The sequence below is a fragment of the Chryseobacterium sp. S0630 genome (assembly GCF_024158915.1).
Taxonomy (GTDB): domain Bacteria; phylum Bacteroidota; class Bacteroidia; order Flavobacteriales; family Weeksellaceae; genus Chryseobacterium.
This window is the reverse complement of record NZ_JAMZGF010000033.1, coordinates 42,937-54,459: the sequence shown is the minus strand read 5'-3', so window position 1 is coordinate 54,459 and position 11,523 is coordinate 42,937. Positions and strand designations below refer to the sequence as shown.

Annotated in this window: 12 protein-coding genes; 6 read left to right on the top strand and 6 right to left on the bottom strand. The window is 35.3% G+C overall.

Annotated elements, in window-relative coordinates; translation table 11 throughout:
- Positions 1-81: 81 nt before the first annotated feature.
- Positions 82-684: an FMN-dependent NADH-azoreductase gene (locus NK356_RS15055; protein WP_034696548.1), complete on the bottom strand. Its 603-nt coding sequence runs from the start codon at positions 682-684 to the stop codon at positions 82-84.
- A gap of 118 nt (positions 685-802) precedes the next feature.
- On the opposite strand from NK356_RS15055, the gene NK356_RS15050 reads away from it, so the two are divergent.
- Positions 803-1,159: a helix-turn-helix domain-containing protein gene (locus tag NK356_RS15050; protein WP_034696547.1), complete on the top strand. Its 357-nt coding sequence runs from the start codon at positions 803-805 to the stop codon at positions 1,157-1,159.
- 113 nt (positions 1,160-1,272) lie between these two features.
- Positions 1,273-1,869, top strand: a complete 597-nt coding sequence (locus tag NK356_RS15045) for a Crp/Fnr family transcriptional regulator (protein ID WP_253317359.1) — start codon at positions 1,273-1,275, stop codon at positions 1,867-1,869.
- Between the two features lie 28 nt (positions 1,870-1,897).
- Here NK356_RS15045 and NK356_RS15040 read toward each other — a convergent pair whose 3' ends face one another.
- Positions 1,898-2,740 carry a universal stress protein gene (locus NK356_RS15040; protein WP_253317358.1) on the bottom strand — a complete coding sequence of 281 codons (843 nt, stop codon included), beginning with the start codon at positions 2,738-2,740 and terminating at the stop codon, positions 1,898-1,900.
- Positions 2,737-3,213, bottom strand: coding sequence for a MarR family winged helix-turn-helix transcriptional regulator (locus tag NK356_RS15035; protein ID WP_253317357.1), 477 nt, complete (start codon positions 3,211-3,213; stop codon positions 2,737-2,739). Before NK356_RS15035 ends, NK356_RS15040 begins: the two co-directional genes overlap by 4 nt.
- Before the next feature lie 254 nt (positions 3,214-3,467).
- Between NK356_RS15035 and sph the strand changes: the two genes are divergently transcribed.
- A complete protein-coding gene (gene sph / locus NK356_RS15030; protein WP_253317356.1) occupies positions 3,468-5,036 on the top strand; it encodes a sphingomyelin phosphodiesterase in 1,569 nt (522 codons plus the stop codon).
- 122 nt (positions 5,037-5,158) lie between these two features.
- Here the strand turns inward: sph and NK356_RS15025 are convergent, their stop codons facing one another.
- The 3 genes from NK356_RS15025 to NK356_RS15015 all read right to left on the bottom strand — a co-directional run bounded on the left by NK356_RS15025 (position 5,159) and on the right by NK356_RS15015 (position 8,049).
- Positions 5,159-6,364, bottom strand: coding sequence for an MFS transporter (locus tag NK356_RS15025; RefSeq protein WP_253317355.1), 1,206 nt, complete (start codon positions 6,362-6,364; stop codon positions 5,159-5,161).
- A gap of 88 nt (positions 6,365-6,452) precedes the next feature.
- Positions 6,453-7,367, bottom strand: coding sequence for an AraC family transcriptional regulator (locus NK356_RS15020; RefSeq protein WP_034696540.1), 915 nt, complete (start codon positions 7,365-7,367; stop codon positions 6,453-6,455).
- 166 nt (positions 7,368-7,533) lie between these two features.
- Positions 7,534-8,049: a hypothetical protein gene (locus tag NK356_RS15015; RefSeq protein WP_253317354.1), complete on the bottom strand. Its 516-nt coding sequence runs from the start codon at positions 8,047-8,049 to the stop codon at positions 7,534-7,536.
- Positions 8,050-8,167: 118 nt separating this feature from the next.
- On the opposite strand from NK356_RS15015, the gene NK356_RS15010 reads away from it, so the two are divergent.
- From NK356_RS15010 to NK356_RS15000, 3 genes are all read left to right on the top strand, one after another.
- Positions 8,168-9,583 carry a PLP-dependent aminotransferase family protein gene (locus NK356_RS15010; RefSeq protein WP_253317353.1) on the top strand — a complete coding sequence of 472 codons (1,416 nt, stop codon included), beginning with the start codon at positions 8,168-8,170 and terminating at the stop codon, positions 9,581-9,583.
- A gap of 308 nt (positions 9,584-9,891) precedes the next feature.
- On the top strand, positions 9,892-10,068 hold the full coding sequence (locus NK356_RS15005; protein WP_002978882.1) for a histone H1: 177 nt from the start codon (positions 9,892-9,894) through the stop codon (positions 10,066-10,068).
- 218 nt (positions 10,069-10,286) lie between these two features.
- Positions 10,287-11,435: a carboxypeptidase-like regulatory domain-containing protein gene (locus NK356_RS15000; protein WP_253317352.1), complete on the top strand. Its 1,149-nt coding sequence runs from the start codon at positions 10,287-10,289 to the stop codon at positions 11,433-11,435.
- Positions 11,436-11,523 lie beyond the last annotated feature (88 nt).

Here is an 11,523-nt window from a genome sequence, read left to right as displayed (position 1 = left end):
AAAATCATCCTAAAAAAATAATATGGGTAGTTTATAAACAAAAACCGCCTCAAGGAAAATGAGACGGCTTCTTTTTAATTTTTACTCTACAACAATACTTTCAATGCCTTTTTGCAGGGCCGTATCCTGAATAACCGGAACAGAAAGTCCTTCTGCACGGACAACGGAAATATCAGTCATTCCCATAAATCCAAGCGTTTGTTTTAAGTAAGGAACTACAAAGTCATAAGCTTGCCTTTCTCCTTCAGAATATACTCCGCCACTGGAAAAAGCAAGATATACTTTCTTATTTTTTACCAGTCCTTCAGGTCCATTTTCGCTATAGCTGAATGTTTTTCCTGCTCTGGCAATATGATCAAGCCATGATTTCAATGTAGACGTGATACTAAAGTTGTAAAGAGGAGCTTCAATAATGATAATATCTGCTTCATGCAATTCATCAATTACGGTATCTGAAAGTTTTACTGTTTCCAACTGCTCAGAAGTACGGTTTTCAGCGGGAGTAAAAAATGCATTGATATGTGTTTCTTCCAAATGAGGAAAAAGAGGATTGGCTAGATCACGTTTTTTTAAAACACTGTCAGGATATTTGGATGTAATTTTTTCTACAACAGCATTTCCCAGTTTTTTACTGATTGATGACTCGCTTCTTGGACTTGAAGTAATATGAAGTACTCGTTTCATTTTTTATTTTTTTTTAAAATTGATGTTTCAAAATTATTTATATTTACTAATAAAAAGATAGTAGTTACCGAAAGGTTAGTAATAACATTTAGGTTAGTAACAACAGAAAACAGAGACAATGGAAGAAGAAAAAATAGTGTACTCAAGGCCGCAGTGCAGTACTCATCTGGCTGCTACAGAGGATGCTTTGTACGTTTTGGGAGGCAGGTGGACCATTCGGGTTATGATTGCTATTCTGGGTGGGCATACACGCTTCAATGAACTCCAAAGAACCATCAGTGGTATTTCGGCAAGAGTATTATCCAGTGAATTGAAAAAGCTGGAGGTGAATCATCTGGTGGAAAGAACCGTTATCACAGACCAGAAGCCGGTGTTGGTAGAATATGTTCCCACAGCATACAGCGAGTCACTGAAAGATGTTATTGCTGCACTGGCAGATTGGGGAGCAAAACATAAAAAGAAAATTACAGCCTGATATCAGGCTGGATGAGTAGTGTTGATAGTAAAATATACCATGTTTTGGGTATTTGATAAGTTACGGCATTGCTTATGCTTTAAGTATTTTTTATTTAAATTAATAATAACAAGATGGTCATAAATGAAGACTTATTATTTTCTCACGGAGCCACTCTGGAAAACTATGAAGCAGGAGATGCTGTTTTTCAGGAAGGTACCGCAGCAAAATATTATTTCCAGATCAGGCACGGCACTGTGAAACTCAATACGTTTTTGGAAGACGGAAAAGAATTTGTTCATGGGCTTCCCTTTGATGGACATTGTATTGGTGAAAGCTATTTATTTACCGATCATCATTATGCCATTAATGCCATTGCTGTTACCCATTGTGAAATTATTAGAATTCCCAAAACTAAAATTCTCGAAATACTGCTGGAAAAGCCTGAATTAATGCTTGAGATTAATAAATACATGGCTGACAGAATGCATTTCAGATTTATGATTTCCAGCTTTCTGGCAATTTCAGATCCAATCATAAAGCTCATGAAGCTTTTTGATCATATTAAAAAATATTTCGGATTTGAAGAACCTTATTCATTTCTGGTTCCTTACACCAGACAGCAAATAGCAACCTTAACCGGTCTTCGTGTGGAGACGGTGATTCGATATGTCAAGAAAATGGAGGAGCAGAAAATGGTTAAAATTGAAAGCACCAAAATTTATTATTAGCTTTCATTCACTTTATTGGGTTCTTTTATTATTTTAAAATTAAAACAGGCTGATGGGTGTTCTGGTAAATTCCTTCAGAAATACTTCTGCTTGCCAGATAATACAAAAAGCTGTGTTTACCGGGTAGTGCTATAATAAGATCTGCTTTATCAGATATAGCAAAGTTAAGGATACCCTTGATAATATTCTCATCATGAGAATAATGAATACTGCTTGGAATTTCCGTTAAATGTTCACGGATATAATCTTCCAGTTCCTTTTTTTGGCTCTCGTCCTCTTTTTCGCTGGTGTTAATATTCAAAAATGAAAGACGAACATCTTGTTTATGAATAACGGATTTGTGATGAAAAAGTCTTTCCAATCTTTTAATACCTTTGATATCACAAGGAATGAATATATTCTTAACAGGAGTATAATGGTAGCTGTGAGGTACAATCAGGGTTTTCACCGGACTTGTTCTGGCAATACTTATAATATTCTCAGAAACAAAACTATCAGTGGATGAAGTCTGGTCATCACTGCCCAGAATAATCAGTTCCACAGACGGTTGGTTTTTTAAAAGCTCATTAATACTTCTGGTAAGAGTCCAATCACTCAATACTCTGGAAACTTTAACTTCAGGTGACTTTTCTGTAATAATTCTGCTTAGCTCATCAAATAATAATTCTGTTCTCTGCAGCAAATTATTGACACTTTCTTCATTCACAAATGAATGCCCTTCTGCAATATGCAGATAATCAAATTCAGATTCTCCCGCTGTTTTGAGTAAGATGATGTTTTGATATTCGTAGGTTTTTGCCCAATCTGCGGCAATTCTTACTGCATTTTCCGTAGTTGATGTAAAATCAACAGGTACAAGGATTGTTCTCATATTGTATTATGTTTTGGTCCTGATTCTTCCAGGTTGGCTGTCATTTTTTTTACCAGAAGCAATGCTTTAATGATCTCTTCTTCATGAATGCCATCAGCTGCCTTTTTATAAAGATCCAACGCCCAGGGATAAACAGTTTCTACAATCTGTCTACCTTTTGGAGTTAAAAAGATCTGTTTATTTCTCCTATCGTTTTTATCAGCGATCCGCTCAACAAGATCTCGTTTCACAAGACTGTTGATAAGATAGGTGATACTTGACTTGTCTTTGCTTACCTTATTTCCTATTTCCTGCTGGTTGATGCCACTATTGCGTGAAAGCAATCCCAGGATTTCAATCAGTTCAAATGACAAATCCGGATCATATTCATTAATAATAGTCTGGATTTTCTGTCGAAGACGGCTTTTCATTTCACTCATTGCAAGGCCAAGCTCCAGAGCAAGTTCCGATATGTTATTCTGTTTTACGGGCATACTTTTATAATGAAATAGACGGCTAAAACGCCTGTTAAAAAGGATTTTCAGCAAGATTTATCCTAACAAATATACGAAAAATTAGTTTTAATTAAAACTAATTAGGCCGTTAGATTATGATAATTTTTAATAGTTAAATGACGAACCGGAAAATTATTATTTAGATAACATTCAGTTCATTTTTGTTTATGCTGTAAATTTTACTTTGGCCGCAGCAAAACAAAACAATTTTAACTTAAAAACTTATGAATCAAATGAAATTTTCATTATTCCGGTTTCTTCCGGTACTTTGTCTTTTAACCCTTTTATCGTGTAGGTCAGATCAGTTTCAGCCAGATGAGACTCTTCCTAATGCACAGGAAAATGCCATGAGAGGTGGTTTTCCAAATATCAAAGTATTATCGTATAACACATTCCTGTTGAAAGAACTCGCAGTGTCAGGTATGACACAATGGTCACAACAGGCGAGAGCTCAGAAAATTGGTGAAGCTTCCTTTTTGAAGAACTATGATGTACTGATGCTTCAGGAGTGTTTCGATAATGCAGCCTCCGATAAGCTGCGTGAAAAACTTCTTCCTACTTTTCCTTATCAGACTCCAATAGTAGGACGCACAAAAAATGAGTGGAACAATACTTTCGGCCATTGGCGTGAGATTATCTCCGGAGGATTTGAAGACGGTGGTGTGATGATTGCCAGTAAATATCCTATAGAAAGAATGGATCAGTATATTTTTCCGGCAGGATGTGATTTTGATGGTTACTGCCTGAAAGGCTTTGCTTACGCCAGAATAGTAAAAGGAGGAAAACGGATCCACTTTATAGCAGTTCATGCTCAGTCTACACAGTCATCGTGTAATGGAAAAGATGTGGAAATCCGTAAACAACAGTTGGGAATGATGAAATCATTTGTTGACCGTCTGAATATCCCTGAAGATGAAATGGTAATCTACGGTGGAGATTTTAATATTATAAAAGATACACCTGAATATTCTGATATGCTGCAAACCCTGAATGTAAATGCCCCTACATACAGAGGATTAAAATATTCATGGGATACGAAAACCAATACGATGGCTTCTTATCATTACCCTTATCCAGCCAATAAAAGAGAATATCTGGATTATATTTTGGTTTCTAATGATCATCTTGTGCCTCCAACCTGGCAAAATATTGCATTCGATCCTGTGGCTTCAACCCTTATGACGTATACGAATGTAACTGGAATTAAATATCATTGGACAGAATATTCAGATCATTATCCTGTGGAAGCCAATGTTTACTCCGATCAGAAGACTCCTACGAAAAGTTTGAAATTCAGAAAGCATGATCGTATTTCACTGAGATCTGTGGCAACAGGAAAATATATCAGTTCGAACCTTTCAACACCTAATGATTGGCTGACGGTTAATTCTGTACTGCCAAGTGATGCAAGAACCTGGTTTAATATCGTGAATATCGGAGATTCTGACAATTATTTTGATCTGAAAGAAGGATATGTAAGAGTAGAGAGCAGTGAAAGGCTTAACCATTTCTGGTATTGGTTTTCTTCAGGCAGTGGTAGCTATTATTTTTATCCAAAATATGGGAAAACGACTTATAACCTAAGGATTCAAATTGTAAAGAAAAAGGCAGGAAACTTTTCAACAAGTGTGGAAGATGGAGATATTGTTGCCTTCAAGGATACCACGGGAATTGGGAATACCTATTATCTGCAGGTTTATAATAAATCAGGAACAGACTGGATTTACCTGAACGGGACAAGCTTAACGCCTGATGTTCAATTTGAAGTTAAAATGAACAATACAGTTGCACAGCCTTTTTAGAATTATTGATTATCAATTTACACAACAATGTAATAAGCGGTTGCCCTATGGTAGCCGCTTTTCTTATGAATGTAAAGCAACCTATATATTTTGAGCATTTAATATCAATAAAAAAGCAGAGGTTAATTCTCTGCTTTTTCTTTTTTAACGGCCTGATGCATAATAAGAATGATCCCCAAAAGGAAACATGCAATAATCAGATAACGCCAGGAAAGACCTTTTTGATCCGTTACAGTTCCGCTTACTGAGATGATAAAACTTGTTACAGAAGTGATCACATATACCAATCCACCCATCAATCCGCCGGCAGTACCTGCATTTTTCGGAAAGTAAAGCATACTTGTCGTAAAGAAAGAGGTAAATAAAATTCCGGAACAGATATGAATAAAAAAGGCAAAAGGGATCATAATGAAAAGACTTTCTGTAAAATAGCTGGTGATAATCAAGGCTGAGATCAGAATCAACTGAAGAAGGATGGGTTGTAAAATCCTTGGTTTAAAATCAAGAGTCAGTCTGCGTTTTCCAATGAACCCTCCGATCATCCATGAAAATCCTAAGATCAGTGTACAGTATCCAATAACTACAGGGGTAAAATGGAAGGTGTTTTCAATAATAAACGGGCCTGTAATATTAAATAACATCACGATAGAATAGCTCAGTCCTAAGATAAAAATACCCAGCATGAAAATCCTGTTTTTAAGCATCATTTTGTAAAGGCTGATATTCTCTGAAAGATCCAGTTTCTTTTTCTGGGGAAGACTCTCTTCACTGAAGAACCATTCAAAAAGGAATAGGAATCCTGCATATCCGGCCAGAAAATAAAAATTAGCATGCCAGTTAAAGATTTTCTCAAGATATCCTCCGAGGAAAGGAGCCAGAATAGGTCCGCAAGACCATACAATGGTAAAATAGCTCAGGTAATGTTTTACCCTTTCAGCATCATAAATATCCACAAAAATAGCACGAGTGGCCACAACAAGTACGGAAACTGCAGCTCCCTGAAGAATACGAAGCAGACAAATCAGTAAAATGCTGTTCGTCATCGTAATTAAAATACTGGTCAGGATCAATAGGAATAATGCTATCAATTTAGGACGATAGCGCCCGATGCTATCCAGAATTCCTCCAACAAACAACTGTGAAATCCCGTAACTAAGAAGATATGAAGTTAATGTAATCTGGATATCTTTTTCCGATACCATCATTTCTTTGGCCATAGAAGGAAATGATGGCAAATAAATATCTGTGACAAACCCCGAAAGCGGGATAGACACGAAAGCCATAATGGTAATTAATCTGATTCGTTTTTCAGATGCTTCTCTCAACATGTTCATTCATTTTTTACTATGCAAAAATAAGTCAAGAAACAGAAAAGTGAATTTTAAAAGACAAAGTAAAAATTACAAAAATCAAATATTAAGATAAATTCTTAAACTTTAATGGGGAAGTACGGGCATGCTTTTTAAAGAAGTTATTAAAATGTGCAGGCTGGTCAAAACCTAATGTATAACCAATCTGAGCAATATCCCAATTGGTATATTTCAGCAGATTTTTGGATTCTTCAAACATTTTTTCTTTAATAATCTGTGTTGTAGTAAGATGGGTTACAGATTTTACCGAAGAATTTAAATGATTGACATGCACATTCAGATGCTCAGCAAAGTCTGAAGGAGTTTTTAAAGCCAGCGGATAAGCAGGGGAGTCCAACGGAAACTGCTTGTTGAGCAATTCATCAAATAGCTTGTAGAGACGTACATTGGCAGGAAGCTCATTAGGATTGATATCTTCCACACGGTTTTCCAGTGCCAGATGCATAACAGAAGCAAGATTACTTTTGATGCTGCTGCAGCGGAAAGGATAGGTAGAGTTATTCATTCTGTAAATCTGATCAAAATAAAGAGTGGCTAGTTGGGTCTGTTCTTCCGTCAGAAAAACAACCGGTTTGCTCCATTCCTTGAACATTGATGTCTTTTTAAACAGATTGAATTCTGAATTTCCATTAAAAAATTCCTGATTAAACAGGCAGAAATATCCTTCCTGTATATCGCTTTCACATTCCCAGGAATAAGGGATGCTTGGGGAAGGGAAGAATAGGGCAGGACCATCTATAAACAGCTGATGTGAACCATAGTGGATGGTGCCTTTTCCGATGATAAAGCTGATTTTATAATAATCACGACGGTTATAAGGGCTTTTAAAGCTGCAGTATCTCCGCATCGAAATGTTGAAATGGGATTTTCCTGTTTCAAAATCCTCAGAATCAAACATTTTAATCTGATTTTTACGGATACGTCTGTAATAATCTTCTATAGTTTCCAGCTGATCACTCATAGGTAAAAATTATAAAAATCAAAGATAGGTAAACAATTGCTTACCTAAAATAATTTTTAGTGAGATAATAAAAATAAGAACTATAGTCTTTCTCAATATCAATAAAATAAAAAGAAGAACTACCATTAAAGCATACACAAATACCTGTGCAATCTGTCATTAAGAATTAACTTTTATTGATTTCCAATTCCAAAATATGGGAAGGCATTTGAAAAGGGCCAGCCTTCGAACTTTCCGCAGCTATAAAACCACACTCTTTTAAAAAATCAGCAAGCGGATCATGATCCAGTATATTGATCCAAATAATATCTGTGAAACTTACTGCAGATCTGCATTTTTTCCAAAGAGATTCTCTTGTTTCAGGAGTGTCAAACTCTGAAAGAATCACAAAACTTATTTCTGTTGCTCTTTTTCCATCTGGAATTCCTGGGTGTAAAGAACCGCTTTTTATAATGCTGTATCCGATTGGCTTCTGATCAGCATAAGTCATGATCAGTTGGTTGGAGAGATTGTTCAGATCATTGATCATCTTTCTCGGATCAATTTGTTGCTGAATATATTTTTTGATGTCTTCCTCACTTACAAACTCTTTGTGCAATGTATAAACGGAAGAATCTATAATGGTTATAAGATCAGAAATTCCCTCTTCAGAACCTACTGTAAATTTTGAAATGATATCCATGGGATTTTTTTTTATTCAAAATTATAAGATTAATCCGTTCAAAAGGGGTACAGTTTGCTAAAATATAATCGGTACAGAAAGGTATTTTTGTAAATTTGTTCAGTACAGTTGAAGTGATATGATGAAACCTTATAAGTACGAAGTTTTTACGGCTGAAATAGAGAAGCAGATCTACAGTGGAATTTTACAGGAAAATGACAGGCTTCCATCCGTTCGTGACATCAAAGAAAAATACAAACTGAGTACAAGCTCGGTACAAAGCGGATTTGAATATCTCATGATTAGAGGGTTGATCAGAAGTAATCCACGGTCTGGCTATTTCGTCACAGGGATTCAAGAGGAAAATATTCCCGAACTAAGAACAAAGCTTCCGCCTGTAGTGAGAGATGAGGTATTTATGAAAAATATAATGCTGACTTCTAAAAGAACATCAGAATCAAGTTCTTTCAATACCGCCATGCCCGGAGACCTGTTGATTCCACAGAAGCTTATTCTCAGAACAATGCAGGAAGTCATTCGTGAAAAAGGAGCAGCACTGCTCAGATATTACCCTTCAAACGGTTTGGAAGAGCTGAGAAAGCATATTGCAAAACAAATGGGAACCTATGGCTGTGCATTAAACCCTGAAGAAATAATTATTACTGATGGTGCTTTGCAGGCACTGACAATTGCTTTAAAATCAGTTACAAAATCTGGGGATGTGGTTGCTGTTGAAAGTCCCTGCGTGTTTTCTGTATTGGAAGTGCTTGCTCATCTCGAACTGAAAGTTATTGAGATTCCTGTGCATTATAAAACAGGCTTTGACACTGAATATTTCCAGAAGATCTGCAAGGAAAATAAAATCTGCGCTCTTATTACGACTCCCAATTTTCACAATCCCACAGGTTTTGTAATGAAGGATGAAACAAAAAAAGAAATTCTGAGCATCGCCGAAATTCATCAGTTCTGTATTATTGAGAATGATATGTATTCCGATCTTTATTTTGGAGAACAAAGACCGAGAAGTATCAAAAGCTTTGATAAAAAGGGAATAGTGATGATGTACTCCTCATTTTCAAAGACGTTAGCTCCCGGAATTCGTTTAGGCTGGTTGTATGCGGGCGATTTCTATGCAAAATCCGAAAGGGTAAGATTTGCTTTAGGGCGTACAGTTTCTCCCATTTATCAGGAACTGGTGTTGAAGCTGCTGCAGGGGAATAGTTATGAAAGACATCTCCGTTCATTTCGGAAAAAACTCAATCAGCAGGCTGTTCAGGTATTGGAAGCGTTAAGGAAATTCTTTCCGGAAGAGGCTTATTTTCATAGGCCACTGGGAGGTTACAGCATTTGGGGAGAGCTTCCGGAAAATATGGATATGAAAAGATTTTATCAGTATTGTGAAGAGCATCAGATTCTGTTTACTCCCGGAAATACCTTTTCGTTCACTGACAAATACCATTATCATTTCAGGATTGTTTTTGCCGAAAGAATTACTCCTGAAAGCATTGTTTTATTAAAAAATGCAGGCAGGAAAGCAAAAGAACTACAGTTTTGAACGGTTAAAAATAATTAAGTATGATAAGGAAATCAAATGGCTTTGTCAATAAGCTTTTTTAAGAGAATCTTGTTTGTTGTTTTTGTTGATTCTTATTGATTCTGAGTGGTTTATTTAAATATTGATTTCTTCTGTATATAAACCCTCAGATACGTGGTTGATTTTCTACAATAATTTGATTTTATTTTAAAAATTAAATTGAATTTAAGAAAGACTCAGAAAAAATGATTAAATCCACTATTTTTTTTCAACACAATTAGGCTGGAATCACCATAAAACCTATATTTGCAGCCTAAATTTTTAAATAAATGAAAGAACTAATTGAAAAAATCAACGCAGAATTTGAAGCGTTCACAACTGAGGCAAACCAACAAGCGGAAAAAGGAAACAAAGCAGCTGGTACAAGAGCTCGTAAAGCAGCTTTAGAACTAAGCAAATTGTTCAAAGAATTCAGAAAAGTTTCTGTAGAAGAAGCTAAGAAATAATTCACCTTTAGCCGGCTTTTGAAGCCGGTTTTTTTATTTCCGGAATACAAAAAGTGTTTTAATGTGAAATAGATTAAAAATTCCCAGTTTTAGAATGCATTTTGCTGAATTTAAATTTTTAGTGTTAAATAGTATTAAAGTGTACTAAACTTCTGTTCTTCTATGTACTTCCTGATCTATATTTGTGTTATTAATTAAAACTAATATAACAAATAACCATGAAGTCCTTTTATCTTTTATTCATTTTCTTTTTCGGCTTTTTTTCTGCACAGAAATTAAGAGTAGTGGATTCCGAAAATGGAAATCCTATTCCCAATGCAAGAATTATCCTTCAGGATCAAATCATTTATACCAATGAAGATGGTTTTGCTCCAGTGAACTCAGATGCTGTCAATTTTGAAATTTCTGCTTCAGGTTTTCAAAAAGAGAAAATACAAACCTATAACGCCCAGGTAAAACTTAAACCTGTCTATAAAAATATCGATGAGATCAAAATCATCAATGTAGACATCAAAAAAATATTTGAAGACATCAGTAAAAATTATCATAAAAAATATTATGATGATCCTTCTCTTTATGACGTTGTATACAAGGAAAAAGGTTTTGATAATAATAAGCTCTACTTTCTGGTCATTGCAGAAGCCAAGTTCTGGAGTAAAAATAACCAATATAATTTTAAAGATGGTTTTCGTAAAAACTATGATGAAATCCTTCAGATGCAGCTGAATAACGTTAAATATCTGAAGAAAGTAAATACTGATAGCATTTTCACGGGAAAAACCAATGAGTTTTCACATGAATATCTAGGAAACCTCTTTCTGAATTATGAACTTTACAGAACACTCCAGCATCTGAGAATGAAGGATTGTAAATATACCGGAAGGTTGATTTTTGAGGAAGGTGATGAACAGCTGATTACCTTTAAAATAGAATCGGTAAGAGGAATTCAGATGAAAGGTGAATTTAAATATAATAAAGCAGATAAAGTGATTACTTATTTTGAAACGCATTATTATCAGACAGATTTTCCTACCATGAAGAAAACTACAACAGATGGAAGAGAATTTCAGTACAAGCTTGGTGATGCCACACTGATTTTTGATTTTTATAAAAAAGATGGTGTCTATGTACCTGCATTGACGAAGCTGGAAGGAGATGGTTTTACCGTTTTTTATAAAGATGAAACTCATGTAAGGAAATTCAGTCGTGAAATTATCTATACTACTTTTACCAAAAGTGATAAGAAAGGGCTTAATCCGAAGGTTGATTTTAAGATCAGTATCTGGAATAATGTTCCTGTAAAAGAAAAAAAAGCTGGGATAACACTGCTTTCCAAAGAAGAACAGGCGTTTCTCAATGAAAAATAAAGTGTCATTTCTAAAGGCCACAAGACTGTCGTATTGATGGTCTTTTTTTATTAATTATGGTTACTTTCGGAATTTTATTATTTCTTTT